16 protein-coding genes and 1 tRNA gene are annotated in these 17516 nt (G+C 64.7%); 11 read left to right on the forward strand and 6 right to left on the reverse strand.

Going from position 1 to position 17516, the window contains the following annotated elements; genetic code table 11:
* Window positions 1-273 precede the first annotated feature (273 nt).
* On the reverse strand, window positions 274-813 hold the full coding sequence (locus tag HLH36_RS10615) for a GlcG/HbpS family heme-binding protein (protein ID WP_246376696.1): 540 nt from the start codon (window positions 811-813) through the stop codon (window positions 274-276).
* Window positions 814-929: 116 nt separating this feature from the next.
* Window positions 930-2231: a carbohydrate porin gene (locus tag HLH36_RS10620; protein WP_246376732.1), complete on the reverse strand. Its 1302-nt coding sequence runs from the start codon at window positions 2229-2231 to the stop codon at window positions 930-932.
* A 1064-nt stretch (window positions 2232-3295) separates the two neighbouring features.
* On the opposite strand from HLH36_RS10620, the gene HLH36_RS10625 reads away from it, so the two are divergent.
* From HLH36_RS10625 to HLH36_RS10660, 8 genes are all read left to right on the forward strand, one after another.
* The gene (locus tag HLH36_RS10625; RefSeq protein WP_182986352.1) at window positions 3296-3808 is read left to right on the forward strand and encodes a sorbitol dehydrogenase family protein; all 513 of its coding nucleotides are present in this window, start codon (window positions 3296-3298) and stop codon (window positions 3806-3808) included.
* Between the two features lie 12 nt (window positions 3809-3820).
* Window positions 3821-5260, forward strand: a complete 1440-nt coding sequence (locus tag HLH36_RS10630; RefSeq protein WP_182986353.1) for a cytochrome c — start codon at window positions 3821-3823, stop codon at window positions 5258-5260.
* A gap of 28 nt (window positions 5261-5288) precedes the next feature.
* Window positions 5289-6923, forward strand: a complete 1635-nt coding sequence (locus tag HLH36_RS10635) for a GMC family oxidoreductase (protein ID WP_182986354.1) — start codon at window positions 5289-5291, stop codon at window positions 6921-6923.
* Window positions 6924-7101: 178 nt separating this feature from the next.
* On the forward strand, window positions 7102-8040 hold the full coding sequence (locus HLH36_RS10640; RefSeq protein ID WP_182986355.1) for an ArsR/SmtB family transcription factor: 939 nt from the start codon (window positions 7102-7104) through the stop codon (window positions 8038-8040).
* A gap of 40 nt (window positions 8041-8080) precedes the next feature.
* On the forward strand, window positions 8081-8947 hold the full coding sequence (gene metF, locus HLH36_RS10645) for a methylenetetrahydrofolate reductase [NAD(P)H] (RefSeq protein ID WP_182986356.1): 867 nt from the start codon (window positions 8081-8083) through the stop codon (window positions 8945-8947).
* A 74-nt stretch (window positions 8948-9021) separates the two neighbouring features.
* Window positions 9022-9957, forward strand: a complete 936-nt coding sequence (locus HLH36_RS10650) for an SPFH domain-containing protein (protein ID WP_182986357.1) — start codon at window positions 9022-9024, stop codon at window positions 9955-9957.
* Window positions 9954-10163 carry a toxin-antitoxin system HicB family antitoxin gene (locus tag HLH36_RS10655; RefSeq protein WP_182986358.1) on the forward strand — a complete coding sequence of 70 codons (210 nt, stop codon included), beginning with the start codon at window positions 9954-9956 and terminating at the stop codon, window positions 10161-10163. Before HLH36_RS10650 ends, HLH36_RS10655 begins: the two co-directional genes overlap by 4 nt.
* Before the next feature lie 128 nt (window positions 10164-10291).
* Complete coding sequence (locus tag HLH36_RS10660) at window positions 10292-10486, forward strand: hypothetical protein (protein ID WP_182986443.1); 195 nt, start codon at window positions 10292-10294, stop codon at window positions 10484-10486.
* Between the two features lie 66 nt (window positions 10487-10552).
* Here HLH36_RS10660 and HLH36_RS10665 read toward each other — a convergent pair whose 3' ends face one another.
* Both HLH36_RS10665 and HLH36_RS10670 read right to left on the reverse strand, forming a co-directional pair.
* The gene (locus HLH36_RS10665) at window positions 10553-11236 is read right to left on the reverse strand and encodes a DUF2459 domain-containing protein (RefSeq protein ID WP_246376698.1); all 684 of its coding nucleotides are present in this window, start codon (window positions 11234-11236) and stop codon (window positions 10553-10555) included.
* A 91-nt stretch (window positions 11237-11327) separates the two neighbouring features.
* A complete protein-coding gene (locus tag HLH36_RS10670) occupies window positions 11328-12515 on the reverse strand; it encodes a thiolase family protein (protein ID WP_182986359.1) in 1188 nt (395 codons plus the stop codon).
* A 239-nt stretch (window positions 12516-12754) separates the two neighbouring features.
* Between HLH36_RS10670 and HLH36_RS10675 the strand changes: the two genes are divergently transcribed.
* Window positions 12755-13507, forward strand: coding sequence for a TetR/AcrR family transcriptional regulator (locus HLH36_RS10675; protein WP_338030432.1), 753 nt, complete (start codon window positions 12755-12757; stop codon window positions 13505-13507).
* 14 nt (window positions 13508-13521) lie between these two features.
* Here HLH36_RS10675 and HLH36_RS10680 read toward each other — a convergent pair whose 3' ends face one another.
* Window positions 13522-14304, reverse strand: coding sequence for an IclR family transcriptional regulator (locus HLH36_RS10680; protein WP_182986360.1), 783 nt, complete (start codon window positions 14302-14304; stop codon window positions 13522-13524).
* A gap of 93 nt (window positions 14305-14397) precedes the next feature.
* Between HLH36_RS10680 and HLH36_RS10685 the strand changes: the two genes are divergently transcribed.
* Window positions 14398-15849, forward strand: a complete 1452-nt coding sequence (locus HLH36_RS10685; protein ID WP_182986361.1) for an NAD-dependent succinate-semialdehyde dehydrogenase — start codon at window positions 14398-14400, stop codon at window positions 15847-15849.
* Between the two features lie 45 nt (window positions 15850-15894).
* Here the strand turns inward: HLH36_RS10685 and HLH36_RS10690 are convergent, their stop codons facing one another.
* On the reverse strand, window positions 15895-16971 hold the full coding sequence (locus tag HLH36_RS10690; protein ID WP_182986362.1) for an ABC transporter substrate-binding protein: 1077 nt from the start codon (window positions 16969-16971) through the stop codon (window positions 15895-15897).
* A 186-nt stretch (window positions 16972-17157) separates the two neighbouring features.
* Here HLH36_RS10690 and HLH36_RS10695 point away from each other — a divergent pair.
* A tRNA-Asn gene (locus HLH36_RS10695) sits at window positions 17158-17233 on the forward strand.
* Window positions 17234-17516 lie beyond the last annotated feature (283 nt).

Consider the following 17516-nt stretch of genomic DNA (forward strand, 5'->3'; position numbering starts at 1 on the left):
GACGCATGACCGGGACCTTACAAAATGTCAGGGATGGTCCCGCCGTCGGCGCGGCTCGCGATGCGAAAACGCACTCAATCGCGTGAAGACGCTCTTCAAGGCAGGACGGGAGAGCATGCCGCACCTCGTCGGGCGCGCCACGCCACCTTCTCTCGCTCTGCAAATCTCCAAAAGGCGCCGGCAGATTTCAGAGCCGGGATATCAGCCTGGAGTCGAGGCCGATATCCCCATCGCTGGGCGAAACGCCCCGCTGCGAACAATAACGGAGAGAACTTATTTGAGAGCCTGCAGAGCCGTCGTGACAGCTTCCTTGGCCAGATTGGCATCGGTCTCGCCCTCGCCGCCGCTCAGGCCCAGCGCACCGATCATCCTGTTGCCGATGGTGATCGGATATCCGCCGCCGGCAGGCAGCGTATCGGGCAGGGTGCCGATCATGTAATTGCCGCCATTCAGGGCATGTTCCATGTCCGCCGACGGGCGCGCATAGTTCACGGAGGTCTTGGCCTTCATGATCGCCAGCTTCATGCTGCCGAGTTGCGTGCCGTCCATTTTCTCGAGTGCGACCAGATTGCCGCCCTCATCGACGATCGCAATGGCGACATGCGCATGGATGGCATCGGCGGCCTGCTTCGCACGCTCGATGAAGGCAAGCGAGGTCTTGAGATCCATGGTGCGTTCATGCGCCAGCGCCGCACGCGGAAACACCGCCCCGGCCACCAGCAAGCAGGACGCGGCCACCGCGCAGCGCATCGCCGCACGCCGCACGCGCCCTCCTTCGGTCGAGGAGAAGGACAGGCCGGAGAATAAAATCATGATATCGTCACCTTTGCATGGATCGTCTCGGAACGATCAAGGAAGGACCACCTGTTTTCCATAACGGTCCAGGCGTGGCCCATTGTGGGCCACGCCTGCGGAGCGTCAAGGGACGATCAGAAGTTCGTCGTGAACTGACCGCCCAGGATCGCAATATCCTTGAACGTCGTCGTGGCGCCCGGATGCTGCATATACTGGAAATCGGCCATCAGGTTGGTCGCCGGCGCCAGATTGATGCTGTAGAAGGCCTCGTAGGCATTTTCCCAGTTCTGGATACCGTAGACCGGGCCCCACTGGTTCGACATGAACGGAAGACCGAGCGCCAGGGACGATTCCTGCTGGAGGCTGACGGTACGGCTCATGTCGTAATGCTGGAACATGATGCCCATCGCATCGTTCGGACGATGCCACGGCGTGCCGCTTTCCACGAAGCCGACCCATTCGCGATCGCGCATCGCAACCAGGTTGCCCTGCGCATAGCCCGCGCCGCCTTCGATGATCAGGCCGTTGGTCAGGCCCTCTCCGTTGCGGACCAGCATCTGGTTGAACATGAACCATGCGACGCTCATGCCGGCTTCATAGCGGCGCGGCTGACCGGTCGCCTGAAAGGAGTTGCCGTGAATATCCTCATACAGGTTCGGATAGCGCGAATTGTCGTACCAATAGCCGATCTTGTAGTTGCCGCGCAGCTTGTGCTTGCCGAACTCGGGCATCCAGCCGATTTCGACCTGCGAGGTGACCTTGTCCATGCCGTCCTGCGCGATCGCCCATCCCGAAATACCGCCATTATAGGCATGCGGGCTGACAAGGAACACGCCGCCCTCGATGTAGGTCTGCTGTGTCGGCCGGATCTTCAGCACGCCGCCCACATTCCCCGACGGCCAGTCGCGGCCGCCGGGATTGTATTTCCCCGGCGCCCAGTTGCTGCACACCGAGACATTCATGAAAAAGCATGCCGTATAGTCATACGAGAAGAAACTGCCGGTCGGAATGTCACCCACCGACACGATGACGCGCTTGTTGAAGAAGGTCTTGTCCGCATACATCTCGACAAGATGGGCCACGACGTTGCCGCGCGCGCCGTAGATCTGTTCCGGATTCGTCACCGAATCGCCGGAATTGAGGCTGAAGCTGCGGCCATGCCCGTTGATGACCAGCATATGGGTCCACAGCCCCTCCACGCCGGCCAGGCGCTGCCAGTCGATATCCAGCTCTCCCGCGACCTGCCCCGCCAGCACGTTCGACCGGGTCTTGCCCCCGGTGATATTGCCGACATATTCCTCGTTCAGGGCCAGGTTCAGAAAAACGCCGTGCTTGAGCAGCCACGGCTGAATGCCGTACCAGTCACCAAACAGATGCGGCGCTCCCGCAAGGGTCGGAATGACGGGGCCGATCGTGAACCCGCCCACATCATCCAGCGGATACGCCGTCGGCTGGTAAGCCTTGGACGAGACCGCGCCGTATTCGACCGCCTCGCCCTTGCTGGTCGCCGACAGGGGATTATTGCTGCTTGACGATTGGGCATGACCGTCGCCGGCATGAAGGCCGCATACCAGAATAAAAAACGCTACAAACCGTCCAACACTTTTCACAAAGTGGCGCGACCGGTGACATTCACAGTGTCCGATCATCGGAGTCCTATTGGGAATATGGCGAAACTTTTTCTCTATGAAACGCTTCGTCTCGTTTATGGCCGGGAAAGGGGCATCGGGTCATCTTTCATTTTTGAAAAGGCCTATGATTATAAAGAAATAAAACGCAATCGGCCATGATTGCTCTTTAATCATCATATGCCCGCGCGGGCCCTGCGATGGCCGTCATGGGTCCAGGCCGAACCTGCCCCAAACCCACACAGATCCATATTTCCAAAACAGCCTTGCGTAAAGTTTTTTTCACAAAGCGGCGCGCGAATGCCATCCGTGGATACAAATTAGAAAACGTTTTCCTATTAAAAAAAATTTTAGTTTTCAGGTAAAATCGCGACACAAACAAAACACCAGCCTATTTTTTGATCAATTTCCGAAATTTTTTAGTAACCATTAAAACAAACTACACAAATATACTGATTTATATGAATTTCATTGGAATTTTTAGAAACTTATTATAATAATATTCTAAAAATTAAAGAATGAAACTATTTATTATTTTCCTCCAAAAACACGGCAACCCATTCCCATCATGTTATAACATTTTTATTTTCGTCTTTGATTGTTAATTTTCTGAAAGTCGGAAATCTATTTGAAATTACTCTCGCGTTCAAAAAAACGTTATCTCTTCTTGCTCTTCCACTCACCCTATCAATCCATTGCGTTCTGATATTCCGGCGATTATGGATTGCCATCCGTCAGTGACGCTTCAGATCTCAAGGACATCGGAAACATAGTTCGTACGCCTTGATGTTTGCATAATCCATACCTTGAACTCGTCTGGGAAAAACATGGGAAATTCCGATAAAGCGCGGGGGGAGCCCATGCGCGGCCATATGTCCCGCCGCCATATGCTGATGGTATCCGCCGCGTCGGCATTCGGCCTGCTCCTGCCGTCCTTCCAACCCGGCACAGCCGAGGCCGCGACCGGCGCCACTGTAGACGAAGCCGCTGATTTCATCAGCTTTTCCCGTTTCGCGACCGGACACAGCACGCTGGACCCTCTGGTCGGCCAGTCGCTGCTGGGTGCCCTGCGCGCACAGAGCGCGCTCTTTCCGGGTCAACTCGCGGCACTGGTCAAGATGGTCGCCGACAATAAGCCGGCCGATGTCGAGGCGCTTGAGGAATCCCTGCGCGGCACGCCGCTGCACGACACGCTGCTGCACATCATCCGGGCCTGGTATTCCGGCGTGATCGAGGACGGCACCAACGCCCGCGTCTATGCTTTTGAAAATGCCCTGATGTATCAGCCTGCGCGCGATGTCGTGGTCATCCCGACCTATGCGCATAACGGACCGAACTACTGGGTCGCCGAACCGGCTCCCGTTGAGCAAATGCCGCAATTCTGACCGGGGCGTATCATGAAAAATTCCGTATCGAAATCCCGGAGACTCCTCCGCAGCCTCTGGCTGGCCGCCCCGCTGGTCCTGACGGGGCATGCGATCGCGCATGCCGACACGTCCATGAGCCGTGGCCATTATCTTGCCATCGCCGCCGACTGCGCCGCCTGCCACACCAACGGCCACGAGGGCGCGGAACTGGCCGGCGGCTATGCCATCGCCTCGCCGATGGGTGCGATCTATTCGACGAACATCACGCCGTCCAAGACCTATGGCATCGGCAATTACACGCTCGAGCAATTCTCGCGCGCGATCCGCCACGGCGTGCGCGCCGACGGCGCCGAACTCTATCCGGCCATGCCCTATGGATCGTACAGCCAGCTGACGGACGAAGACGTCGCGGCGCTGTACGATTACCTGATGCATGAGGTCAAGCCGGTCGACCAGCCCGCGCCGAAGACCAACCTTCCCTTCCCCTTCTCGATCCGTGCCTCGCTGTGGGGCTGGAAGCTGCTGAGCGGCGTCGAGGGCAAGCCATTCGTGCCCGATTCCACGCACGATGCGGCATGGAACCGCGGCAGATATCTGGTGGATACGCTGGCGCATTGCGGCGAATGCCACACACCGCGCAACATCATGATGGCGCCGAAATCCTCGGCCTATCTCGCCGGCGGCGATCTCGGCTCCTGGCGGGCGCCCAACGTCACCAGCGACAAGGTCGCGGGTATCGGCGGCTGGTCCGATCAGGAATTGCAGGACTATCTGCGGACGGGCAAATCCGCGCATGCGCGCGCCGCCGGCCCGATGGCCGAAGCGGTGGAACATAGCTTCCAGTATCTGACGCCGACCGACCTGGCCGCGATGGTCGCCTATCTCAAGACCGTGCCGGCGATTGCCGAGCCCGGCCAGGCCACCGCGAACTTCGCCCATGACGGCAAGGCGGCGCCCTTCGATTACGCCGCCGCCAATGCGCGCCGCAACAATAGCTCCCTCAAGGGCATGACCGAAGGGAACGTGCTGTATGAGGACGTCTGCGCAAGCTGCCACCAGTCGAACGGTAAGGGATCGGCCGACGGATACTACCCCTCCCTGATCGGCAACACGACGACGGGCCAGCGCAACCCGGCCGACCTGGTCGCCAGCATCCTGTTCGGCGTCGACCGCACGGTCGAGGGCCATCAGGTCCTGATGCCCGGCTTCGGTGCCCAGTCCCTGGTGCAGCGCCTCGACGACCAGCAGGTCGCGGCAATCGCCAATTACGTGACCGGTCATTTCGGCAGCGGGCAGGCAACCGTCACCGCCGACACCGTCGCCACCATTCGCGCCGGCGGTCCCAAGCCCGCCATCGCCCAGCTTTCCGAGCCGCGCGTGCTCGCGGTCCTCGCCATTGTCGGCCTGGTCATTCTGGGCGCTCTCGCCCTGGCGCTTCGTTTTATCCTCAAGTCCAGACGCGCCGCGTAAGCCGCCGGAAAACAGGAGAGATTCACTCATGGCTCAAGAAACGCTGACGGCGGACGTCGTCATCGCCGGTGCCGGCATCTGCGGCTCCATGCTGGCGCACAAGCTCGCGCGCAACGGCGTGTCCGTCATCCTGCTCGATGCCGGCCCCTATCGCGACCGCGACCAGATCGTCGAGAACTGGCGGAACATGCCGCCGAACAACAAGTCGGAATATGATTACGCGACGCCCTACCCGTCGGTTCCATGGGCGCCGCACACCAATTATTTCCCCGATAACGGCTACCTGATCGTCAAGGGCCCCGATGCCAGCGCCTATCGCCAGGGCATCATCAAGGGCGTCGGCGGCACCACCTGGCACTGGGCGGCATCGAGCTGGCGCTACCTGCCCAACGATTTCCGCCTGAAATCGGCCTACGGCGTCGGCCGCGACTACGCGCTCAGCTATGATGAGCTCGAGGCCTATTACTACGCCGCGGAATGCGAAATGGGCGTCAAGGGCCCCAACGGGCAGGAGATCATCCCCTCCGCGCCGCGAAAGACCCCGTGGCCGATGGACTCCATGCCGTACGGGCCGGGCGACCGCGTCTTCACGGACATCGTCAAGCCGCTCGGCTATGACAACACGCCGGTGCCCCAGGCGCGCAACAGCCGTCCCTATGACGACCGTCCCCAGTGCTGCGGCAACAATAACTGCATGCCCATCTGCCCGATCGGTGCCATGTATCACGGCGTTTATTCGGCGCTGAAGGCCGAACGGCACGGCGCGCGGATCATCCCCAACGCCGTCGTCTATTCGATCGAAACCGACGCGAAGAACAAGATCGTCGCGATGAACTATTACGATCCGGACAAGGGATCGCATCGCGTCGTCGCCAAGACCTTCGTCATCGCGGCCAATGGCATCGAAACGCCGAAACTGCTGCTGCTCGCCGCCAACGATCGCAACCCGAACGGCATCGCCAACTCGTCCGACCAGGTCGGCCGCAACATGATGGACCATCCGGGCATCGGCATGAGCTTCCAGTCGGCCGAGCCCGTCTGGGCCGGCGGCGGCTCGGTACAAATGAGTTCGATCACCAATTTCCGCGACGGTCCGTTCCGTTCGGACTATGCCGCCATCCAGATCGGCTACAACAACACCGCCCAGAATTCCCGCGCCGGGATGAAGGCGCTGTCCATGGGCCTGGTCGGCCGGAAACTGGACGAGGAAATCCGTCGCCGCACGGCGCATGGCGTGGATATCTATGCCAACCATGAAGTCCTGCCGAACCCGGACAATCGCCTGGTCCTGTCCAAGGACCGTCGTGACGCGCTGGGCATTCCGCATCCGGAAGTCACCTACGATGTCGGCGAATATGTCCGCAAATCCGCCGTCCTCTCGCGCCAGCACCTGACCAGGATCGCCCAGGCGATGGGCGGCACGGAAATCGAGATGTCGTCGTTCTTCACGCCGAACAACCACATCACCGGCGGCACGATCATGGGGCATGACCCCCGGGATTCCGTCGTCGATAGCTGGCTGCGCACCCACGACCATCCCAACCTGTTCCTGGCGACAGGTGCGACGATGGCGGCTTCCGGCACGGTCAACTCCACCCTGACCATGGCCGCGCTGTCGCTGCGTGCCGGCGACGCGATCCTCGCCGATCTCAAGCACGGCTGAGTCTGTTCAACATCCCGACATGATGAGGGTGCCCTCACCTCATCATGCCCCACGGCTCCAGACACGCGGCCGCCGGACACATTGTCCGGCGGCCGCGTCGCTATTGGGGGTCACGAACGGTCAAGCCCATAGAGCGATATAATTTGCATATATAAGGATATCGTTATATTGAGCCTTCATGACCAGCCCCCTCACCCTGTTCCAGGCCCTGGCCGACCCGACGCGCCTGCGTATCCTGGCGCTGCTGCGCGCCATGGAACTCTCGATCGGCGAAATCGCGCAGGTGCTGGGCCAGAGCCAGCCCCGCGTCTCGCGCCATGTAAAGATCCTGGTCAGCGCCGGGCTGGCCGACCGCCGCAAGGAAGGAAGCTGGGTCTTCCTGACCCTCGGCGCGCCCGGCATCGTGGCCCCGGCGCTGAAGACGATCGATTGCTGGTGCCCCCAGGGTGATGCCGAACAGCAGGCCGACCTCGCCCGGCTGAAGGCGGTGCGCGCCGTCCGCGCCACGGCCGCCGAGGATTATTTCGAAACCCATGCCGCCAACTGGGACGCGCTGCGCTCGCTCCACGTGGCCGAACGCGATGTCGAGGCCGCGATCGAACGCCTGCTGGCGCCCGAACCGATCGGGCGCATGGTCGATATCGGCACCGGCACCGGCCGGATGATGGAATTGCTGGGCCGGCAGGCCGCCAGCGCCATCGGCTTCGACCGCAGCCCGGCCATGCTGCGCCTGGCACGCACCAAGCTGGCACAACCGGGATCGGATCACGCCGAACTGCGGCAGGGCGACATGTATGCCCTGCCCCTGCCCGATGGCGCGGCCGATTTCGCGATCATGCACCAGGTCCTGCATTACGCGCAGCATCCCGCCGCCGCGATCGCCGAGGCCGCGCGCGTGCTGGCACCGGGCGGCCGCCTGCTGATCGTGGATTTCGCACCGCACGACCGAGAGGATCTGCGCGAGCGCGACGCCCATGTCCGCCTCGGCTTTACGGACCGGCAGATGGCGGACTGGTTCACCGCCGCCGGCCTGGCCAGCGCGCCGCCGGTCCATCTGGATGGCGAACTCACCGTCAAATTGTGGCTGGGCCGCCGCACGGCCACCCCATCCGCCTGACCCGCTTCTTTCCTTTTTCCGCTTCCAAGGAACCGGCCATATGTCCCTGCCCCAGCCCCCCGGCCCCGGGCTCTCGTTCGAATTCTTCCCGCCCAAGACGCCCAAGATGGCCGAGGCGCTGCGGCAGACCGCATCGGTCCTGGCTCCGCTCGGCCCGCGCTTCATCTCCGTCACCTACGGCGCCGGCGGCTCGACCCGCGACCGCACGCTGCAAACGGTCGCCGAACTGGTGCGCGAAACCGGCGTGCCGGTCGCAGGCCACCTGACCTGCGTCGACGCCACCCGCGCCGAGGTCGATGCCGTCGCCCGCGCCTATTGGGACGCAGGCGTGCGGCATATCGTGGCCCTGCGGGGCGACCCGTCCGAACCCGGCGCCCCCTTCGTCGCCCATCCCGACGGTTATGCCGGGGCGGTGGAACTGGTCGCCGGACTGCGCCGCATCGCGCCGTTCGAAATCTCGGTCGCCGCCTATCCGGAAACTCACCCCGCCGCCATCAGCCCGGCCGCCGACCTGGATCATCTGAAGGCCAAGATCGACGCCGGCGCCACCCGCGCCCTCACCCAGTTCTTCTTCGAGGCCGAAACCTTCCTGCGCTTCCGCGACCGCGCCACGGCCGCCGGCATCACGACCGAGATCGTGCCGGGCATCCTGCCAGTCGCCAACATCGCCCAGGCCTACCGCTTCGCCGAGATGTGCGGCGCCCACGTGCCCGACTGGATGCGCCGCCTGTTCGACGGGCTGGACGACCACCCCGGCGCGCGCGCGATGGTCACCACCGCCGTCACGGCGGAACTATGCCGCCAACTGCGCGATCATGGCGTGACCGACCTGCATGTCTACACGCTGAACCGCCCCGACGCCGCACTGGCCCTGCACCGCCTGCTACACTCGGGCGGCACGCCCTGACAGGCGGCGCGCATCTTGCTCCCTACTTATTTTATGATATCATAAATATATAAAATAAGTAGGGAGCCGCGCGCATGGGAACGCAGGAAATCAAGGCCCGGGCCATCTCGGGTTTCGCAGGAATCGGCATCGCCATGCTGCTGGTCCTGGCGGGATTGCTCGCCGTGCTGTCCGCCGGACTTGTCTCCGACGACATGACGAAGGCGTCGTGCGGCGTCACCGCGGGCCTGTGCGGCCTCGCGGCCATGATCCTGCTGCGCGGCCTCATCACCCTGCAACCCAACGAATCCGTGGTGCTGACATTCCTCGGGAAATATGCGGGCACGTTGAGCCAGGACGGTTTCTGGCTCGTGAACCCCTTTGCCGCCCGCAGGCGCCTCACCCGGCGGCTGGTCACGCAGGAAATCGGCCCGCTGAAGGTCAATGACGCGGCGGGCAACCCGGTCGAGATCGGCATGGTCCTGACATGGCGCGTGGCCGAAGCCGCACGCGCGGTCTTCGATGTCGAGAATTACCAGGCCTATGTCACCGCCCAGGGCGAAACCGCCCTGCGCAGCCTGGCCAGCCGCCACCCCTATGACGAAGAGGAATACCGGCAGGCGCTGGCCACGCAGCAGGCCGGGGAAACGCTCCGCCAGGATGGCGGCGTACTGTCCCTGCGCGACTGCGGAGACAGGCTGACCGCCACCCTCGCCGCCGACCTTCGGGAACGGATGGAACTGGCCGGCCTGGTGGTGAAGGAGGCCCGCCTGTCGCACCTGGCCTATGCGCCCGAAATCGCGGCGACCATGTTGCGCAAACAGGCGGCCAGCGCCGTCATCGCCGCCCGGCGCACCATCACCTCGGGCGCCGTTTCCATCGTCGAACAGGCCCTGAACGAACTCGAAGACCGCCTGGGCGGCGTCCTGGACGCCGAACGCAAGGCGGCAATGATTTCCAACCTGCTGGTGGTACTGGTCGGCGATCGCGACGTCACGCCGGTGGTCAACACGGGCACGCTCTATTCGTGACCCACGAGAGAAGCAGGGGAAGGCCGCGCGGACCGGACAAGGCAGCCTTCGCCCTCCGCCTCGACCCGGCCCTGCTGGCAGCCATCAGACGTAGCGCGGACGCCGAACTGCGCAGCACAAACGCACAGATCGAAATCCTGCTGCGCGAGGCCCTGGCCCGGCGCGGCATCCGCGTGAACGAAGACCGGCAGGACGACCCGACCTGACCCGCGATGGCTTTCCGGGTCGCGTAACCGCCGAACATCAGGGGAAAAATTACAGCCGACCGGCAACCGGACCGAAGGCCGCGCGATTGAGTACCTCGCCACCTCGCTCCTCCTGCAAGGCGTCTTCCATGACCGACGTTCCATTGCCGCGCCACCCGCTCCGCCTTTCCGCCGCCCTGTGCCTGATCCTTCTCCCCCTGGCCGCATGCAGTTCGGCCAGCGGCGACGGCGACGACCACCCGCCCCGCGACCGCAATGTCATCGTCGTACCGCGCGGCACGGATGTCGTCTGTCCCGACGGCAATCACCCACCCTGCCCCTGAGAGCCTGACCGAAAATGCACGCTGGCGGCGATCCGGCGCGCGTTTTCGGTCAGGCTCTGAGATCCCTCACGGCGCTGTCTTGCGGCACAGCATCGCCGCCGCACGCGCGCCGCGCGCCATGACCTGGCCGGCAAACACCACACCATCGGCCGAGACCGGCAGCCCGGCCTCCCGCAGCGCCTGCACCACCCATCCGTTGCAGGTATGGAACAGCGTGTAACGGCTGCGCGCCGCATAGAACAGGCTTTCCGGTCCGTGACCGGCCGCAACCAGCCGTGGCCGGCCATCACGCCCCGTCTCCAGGTCGCCCCCGATAAAGTCCGACAGGCGATCCATCCCCTCACGGCTCACCGGCAGTACCACCACGGCATCCGGGTCATAGGCCAGGTCTGGCGTGGTGGTCATGGCAAAGACCTGCACCACCGCCGGACCGGGAAAAGGCCCGATCAGATATTCTTCCAGACTGCTCGCCGGGGCGGTGAAGAACGTCTTCTTGCCATAGCCGAACAGAATGGTCCGCGCGCCGGGAAAGATCTCGCGATAGACCGCCAGTTTCCCCGACAGCGCCGCCACCGGCACCCCGATTTCGGTATGCCACCCCCGATCGACCAGATAGACCGAATTCAGCTCCCCGGGCCGGCAGGCCGACGGCCCGCCCCCGCCGGCACAGCAGGCCAGCAGCCCCCCCATGACGGCCAGCAGCAGACATCGCGACAGCCCTTCCAGCACATTCCTCGCGCGGCAGCACATGCAGAACCTCGTCACAACCGCCACGACCATCGGGCATGTCAGACGATAGGGAAGCTGCCAGCCCTCTTCCAGTCGATCGACGCCCCGGTCGTCAGGGCAGTTCCACCGCGATCGCAATCGCCTCGCCACCGCCGATGCAGGCAGCCGCCACCCCGCGCCGCAATCCCCGCGCGCGCAATGCATGCAGCAGGGTCGTGACCAGCCGCGCCCCCGTCGCCCCGATCGGATGCCCCAGCGCGCATGCGCCCCCGTTCACGTTCAATCTGTCCGACGGAATGTCCAGATCGCGTTGCGCCACCATGGCCGTGACCGCGAAAGCCTCGTTGATCTCGAACAGATCGACATCGCCCACGCGCCACCCCGCCCGATCCAGCAGCGTGCGGATGGCGGGCACCGGCGCCTGCGTGAAATCGCGCGGCGCCTGCGAATGAACCGCCAGCGCCCGGATGGCGGCGAATACCGGCACTCCCTGCCGTTCGGCCCAGGACCGGCGCGCCAGGACCACCGCCGCCGCACCATCGGCAATGCCCGACGAACTGGCCGCCGTGATCGTGCCATCCCTGCCGAAGGCCGGACGCAGCGTCGGGATCTTGTCCGGCTGCGCCTTGAGCGGATTCTCGTCCTGCGTGACCTCCACCTCGCCCTTGCGGGTCCTGACGGAAACGGGCGAAATCTCGGCCGCGAAGGCCCCGCCTTCCACCGCGACACGGGCACGCGCCAGCGTCATCGCGGCATACGCATCCTGCTCCGCCCGGCTGAAACCATAATCGCGCGCGGTCTGTTCCGCGAAATGCCCCATCAATTGCCCGGGTTCGTACGCATCCTCCAGCCCGTCATGGAGCATATGGTCGATCATCTGGCCGTGCCCCAGACGATAGCCCTGCCGCGCCCTGGTCAGCAGGTAGGGCGCGTTCGACATCGACTCCAGGCCGCCGGCCACGACCGCCTGGGCCGATCCCGCCTTCAGCGCATCGTGCCCCATCGCGATCGCCATCATCCCCGATCCGCACAGCTTGTTGACGGTCGCCGTCGCGGCGCCAAACGGCAGCCCCGCGCCATGCGCGGCCTGCCGCGCGGGGTTCTGCCCCAGCCCGGCACTCAACACGCACCCCATCAGCACCGTATCGACGGAATCAGGCGCCAGACCGCTCCGCGCCAGCGCCCCCCGGATCGCCACGGCTCCCAGTTCGGTCGCCGGCACATCCGACAGCACGCCCTGGAACCAGCCGACCGGCGTACGGGCCGCCGAAACAATGACGACAGGATCATCCATGTTCATGATGTCGCACCCTTCATTCGCACGCCGGCCCAAATGTGCCTAACATTTGTTAGTTAACTTTGTATGGCGCGCGCCTACCCCTGTCGAGGCCGAAAACAGCCCCGCCTCATCACACATGATTGAGCGCCACCCCGCCGCCCGCACGCATTTCCGGGACAGACCGCGCATCAGGCCATGGAACATGAACCGGCCATGCATTAAGAATTACCCGGAAGCAGATAGCAGGAGCACAGGACGGCGTGAGCGCGAGGCAAAGACGGAAGACCACCGGTCCCGGCAGGACGCATGACGAGCCCCCGGCCCGCCCGGTCAGGCGTGGCCGCGCACAGGCAGTCTCAGCGGCCGAAGCCGCCCCCAACCTGGAACGCCGCCAGGAAATTCTGGAAATCGCGGCCAAGCTGTTCGCCGAATATGGCTACAAGGCGACCTCGATCCGCGAGATCGCCGAGCGGGCGGGCATGATGGGCGGGTCCCTGTACTACCATATCCGCTCGAAAGAGGCGCTGTTCATCGAGATCCACGACCGGGCGCTGGACGCGGCGGCACGGCGCATACGCGCCGCCATGGCACCATATACCGCGCCATGGGCACGGCTCGAGGCCGCGTGTACCGAGATGCTGGAAATCCAGCTCAATCCCGAATCCCTCACGCTGCCGATCATGAACAATTTCCGCTCGGTGCCCGAGGAGGTGAAAGCCATCCTCGTCAGGAAGCGCGACGAGTTCGAGACCATCTTCCGCACGATCGTCGACGCCCTCCCCCTGCCGCCCGGACTGGACCGCCAGATCTATCGCATCCTGCTGCTGCGCCTGCTCAACACGGCGGATACCTGGTATCACGAAGGCCGCCTCTCTCCGGCCGAGATCGCGACCCAGATCCTCACGATCTTCCGCCACGAAGCCTCCGCCACCAGCGAGAAGAGCGAAAAGAAAAGCGGAACGAAGACCGCCCCCAAGACACAGGCACCCCGCAGGCGCCGCGTGGCGGCATAAACCGGCCGCCCCGGTCAGCCGCCCCCCAGCCGGCACGACAGGTCGGCGGCGGCCTCGACCAGGGCGCCCCCCAGCGTGGCGATCGTATCCGGCGTCGCCTCGCTACGCGTCAGCGACAGCGCCAGCGCGGCCACGGCCTGGCCGGTATGGTCGCTCACCGTCGCCCCCAGGCAGAACAACCCCTCGCGGATCTGCCCGTCATCGAGCGAAAAACCCCGCTGCCGCGTCTCCACAAGCTCCCGCCGCAGATCGGACAGCGAGGCGACGCTGTAGCGCGTCAGCGGCGCCGGAAATCCCTGCCCGAACAGCGCGTCCAGCGCCCCATCGGGTCGGGCGGCCAGCAGCGCCTTGCCCGTGGCGGTAAAGGGCGCAGGCAGACGCATGCCGATACGAAAGGCCACATCCAGCGGCCTATTGGCATCCGAACAGGCGATATAAACGACCTCGCCCCCGTCCAGCACCGTCATCGTCACGGTAAACCGTTCGAATCGCCGCGCCTCGGCGATGGACTGCCGGAAGACCGAAACCAGATCGGTCCGGGCCAGGAAGTCCCCCGCCCAGCGCAACGGATGCGGCCCCGTCCGCAGCGTGCCGTCGGCCGCACGCACCAGCAGCCCCAGTTCCTCCATCGCCTGCACCAGCCCATGCGCCGTGCTCTTGGGCAATCCCAGCGCGCGCGCCAATCCGGAGAGCGTCGGCGCGTCGCAGGAGGCCGAGATATGGTCGAGAATCGCCACCGCCCGCCGCAGCGCCGGCACATGCGCCCCGCCGGACCTGACCCCATCGTGAGCCCGCATTCCCCTCTCCCGCCTTGACCGAAGGAGATCAATGCCCCCACAGTTCATCATAATGACCACGCGTTCAATATACTGAACGATATGGAGCCGGCAATGGTGATGCTCAAAGACCCGACCCTGTTGCGATCGGACTGCCTGATCGACGGAAAATGGGTGACCGCGCCCGAGCGGACATCCCCCGTGACCGACCCCGCGACCGGGCGCGTCGTCGGCCAGGTGCCCGACCTGGGCGCGGCCGGGGCCGAAGCCGCCATCGCCGCGGCCGCCCGCGCACTGCCCGCCTGGTCGGCGCGCACCGCCAAGGATCGCGGCGCCATCCTGCGCCGCTGGTTCGACCTGGTGGTCGCCAACGCCGACGACCTGGCGGCGCTGATGACGGCCGAACAGGGCAAGCCCCTGGCCGAGGCGAAGGGCGAGGTCCTCTATGCCGCCTCCTTCCTCGAATGGTTCGCCGAGGAAGCCAAGCGTATCTACGGCGAGACGATTCCCGCCCCCACCACCGACAAGCGGCTGCTGGTCATCAAGCAGCCGGTCGGCGTGTGCGCCGCGATCACGCCGTGGAACTTCCCCGCCGCCATGATCACCCGCAAGGCCGCCCCCGCGCTGGCCGCCGGCTGCACCATGATCGTCAAACCCGCCGAACAGACGCCGCTGACCGCCCTGGCCCTGGCCGTGCTGGCCGAGCGGGCGGGCGTGCCCGCCGGCGTGCTCCAGGTCATCACCGGCGATGCCCGCGCCATCGGCGGCGTGCTGACGGGGTCGGACGTGGTGCGCAAGCTGTCCTTCACCGGCTCCACCGAGGTCGGGCGCATCCTGATGAGCCAGTGCGCGCCCACCATCAAGAAACTCAGCCTGGAACTGGGCGGCAACGCACCGTTCATCGTCTTCGACGACGCGGATCTGGACGCGGCGATCGAGGGCGCGCTGGCCTCGAAATACCGCAATGCGGGCCAGACCTGCGTCTGCGCCAACCGGCTCTATGTCCAGTCCGGCATCCATGACGCCTTCGCAGCCCGCCTGGCCGAGGCGGTGCGGGCCATGAAACTGGGCCTGGGCACCGAACCCGGCGTGACCATCGGCCCGCTGATCGATTCCGCGGCGGTCGAAAAGGTCGAATCCCACGTCGCCGACGCGCTGGCCCACGGCGCCACCCTGGTCACCGGCGGCAGGCAGCCCCCGGCCGGCGGCAATTTCTACGAACCGACGATCCTGACCGGCGTGACCCGCAAGATGAAAGTAGCACGCGAGGAAACATTCGGCCCCGTCGCCCCCCTGTTCCGCTTCGAAACGGAGGAAGAGGTCATCGCCATGGCCAACGACACCGAATTCGGCCTGGCAGCCTATTTCTACACCGAGAATGTCCGCCGGGTCTGGCGCGTCGCCGAGGCCCTGGAATACGGCATGGTCGGCCACAATACCGGCCTGATCTCCAACGAGGTCGCCCCCTTCGGCGGCATCAAGCAGTCGGGCCTGGGCCGCGAGGGCTCGCGCCACGGCATCGAGGAATATCTGGAAATCAAATATCTCTGTTCGTCCATCGGCTGACCGAACCGGCACGCGCCCGAATATCGCAGCGCAATCGGGCCGGCGTCAGGCCGGCCCGTTCCCCGGAATCGACAGCGCGCCGGATTCGTCCGCCTCCAGCACGCTGACGCACAGCCGCCGCGCATAGGCCGCCGAGCCGACCGTATCGGACACCCGTCCCAGCAGCTTCATCTCGTCCACATATTGCGACACCTGCACCCGCAGGTCGGCGCCCACGGGGCTGATACCCAGGCTCTCATGCCGCAGCATGGCCAGGATCTGGCCCGCATCCATGCCTTCCATCGCCTCGGCCACCAACTCCGCCGCCTGGTCGGGATGCGCGCGAATCCAGTCCGACGCGGCACGCAGCGCCATCACCAGCGACGCCGCCGCCACCGGGTCGGACCGCAACAGGGCGTCGGACAGGCCGAGGGCCAGATTGGTCCGCTCCCTGTAATGGCCGGTCGTGCTGTTCTCCAGTTCGAAGAAGATCGGGTCCGGCAAGTGCAGCCACTGCCATGCCTGCGGATCATGGGCCGCCACGGCATCGATCTCGCCCGCCCGTGCGGCCTGCTCCACCTGTGTCGGCGCCAGCGTCACCCAATGCACCGCGCTTTCCGGGTCGATGCCCTTGCGCCGCATCATGACCGAGAAGAACAGCCGGTCGGCCATGTCCTGGTCGGTCACCGCGATTCGCATCCCGGCGACATTATCCAGCCGCGAGCCCTTGACCCCGCGCCGCACCAGCAGGCGGAAACTGCCCGATTGCAGGCCGCTGACCAGATGGGCCGGAATCGGCCCCAGACGAAAACGGTCCAGCCAGGTCAGAATCGGCGCCGCCGCCCCCGCGGCCCGCCCTTCCACCACATCGGCAATGGTCGTGCGGCCGGTGCGCGGCCCGTCCACCAATGTCACGTCCAGATTGTAGGTGCCGAAAAACCGGGCCCGCGCGACGCCGAACAACAGACGATTCGACGACGGCCAGGACAGGACCAGCCGCCGCGCCCGGCCATCGGGCACAATCTTGTGCCGCACCACCGGATGGGGCCCCCGATTGCGCGTCACAACGGCCCCCACGACCGCCGCCCCACCTGCCACCCCACCGGCGGCAAGCAGCAGGCGCCGCCGCGTCAGGTCACGCATGGATGACCGGCCATCTGATCCATCCGCGTCTTTGGCCCCCTTCAGCCCTTATCCGGCGCGATTCAGCCCATCGCGCATGAGACGTCTTCGCATGGTTGGAGCCTCCTCTCCTAGCCGTCAAAAAAAAACGTATCGAGGGGGTTTACCTCCGTCCCGAACCTCCGCTATACGGTGCCCCGGCGCTGATCCCGAATAGCTCAGTTGGTAGAGCAAGCGACTGTTAATCGCTGGGTCGTAGGTTCGAGTCCTACTTCGGGAGCCAACCTTTCCTTATTTCTTCAAAGACTAAAGAAAGACCGCCCTGCGCCCGCTCCGGGCAACGCAGGCGCACATGGCGCATGCAGAGCGGTTAAAGCCGCGCGCAATATCTGGCACCCACGCCCCAGCGGGTCGAAGCCCCTGCCTTCTCCGCCCCCGCTTCCCCGATCCGACACATGGCCGAGGCCCGGCAGCACACAGACCGCCCCGGCCCGCACGGGCGTTTCTCGTCCGAACATGGACACTCTGGAAATAAAAACAAATTCCATCAAACGCTTATGCGGTTT

The sequence above is a fragment of the Gluconacetobacter aggeris genome, from assembly GCF_014174395.1.
GTDB classification, from domain to species: Bacteria; Pseudomonadota; Alphaproteobacteria; order Acetobacterales; family Acetobacteraceae; genus Gluconacetobacter; species Gluconacetobacter aggeris.

Bases quoted from the DNA above. Each gene is read 5' to 3' on its own strand.
- HLH36_RS10685 (WP_182986361.1), top strand. From the start codon at position 14,398: ATGGTGATGCTCAAAGACCCGACCCTGTTGCGATCGGACTGCCTGATC.
- HLH36_RS10630 (WP_182986353.1), top strand. From the start codon at position 3,821: ATGAAAAATTCCGTATCGAAATCCCGGAGACTCCTCCGCAGCCTCTGG.
- HLH36_RS10635 (WP_182986354.1), top strand. From the start codon at position 5,289: ATGGCTCAAGAAACGCTGACGGCGGACGTCGTCATCGCCGGTGCCGGC.
- HLH36_RS10615 (WP_246376696.1), bottom strand. From the start codon at position 813: ATGATTTTATTCTCCGGCCTGTCCTTCTCCTCGACCGAAGGAGGGCGC.
- HLH36_RS10670 (WP_182986359.1), bottom strand. From the start codon at position 12,515: ATGAACATGGATGATCCTGTCGTCATTGTTTCGGCGGCCCGTACGCCG.
- HLH36_RS10680 (WP_182986360.1), bottom strand. From the start codon at position 14,304: ATGCGGGCTCACGATGGGGTCAGGTCCGGCGGGGCGCATGTGCCGGCG.
- HLH36_RS10665 (WP_246376698.1), bottom strand. From the start codon at position 11,236: ATGTGCTGCCGCGCGAGGAATGTGCTGGAAGGGCTGTCGCGATGTCTG.
- HLH36_RS10650 (WP_182986357.1), top strand. From the start codon at position 9,022: ATGGGAACGCAGGAAATCAAGGCCCGGGCCATCTCGGGTTTCGCAGGA.
- HLH36_RS10660 (WP_182986443.1), top strand. From the start codon at position 10,292: ATGACCGACGTTCCATTGCCGCGCCACCCGCTCCGCCTTTCCGCCGCC.
- metF (WP_182986356.1), top strand. From the start codon at position 8,081: ATGTCCCTGCCCCAGCCCCCCGGCCCCGGGCTCTCGTTCGAATTCTTC.
- HLH36_RS10625 (WP_182986352.1), top strand. From the start codon at position 3,296: ATGTCCCGCCGCCATATGCTGATGGTATCCGCCGCGTCGGCATTCGGC.
- HLH36_RS10690 (WP_182986362.1), bottom strand. From the start codon at position 16,971: ATGCGTGACCTGACGCGGCGGCGCCTGCTGCTTGCCGCCGGTGGGGTG.
- HLH36_RS10640 (WP_182986355.1), top strand. From the start codon at position 7,102: ATGACCAGCCCCCTCACCCTGTTCCAGGCCCTGGCCGACCCGACGCGC.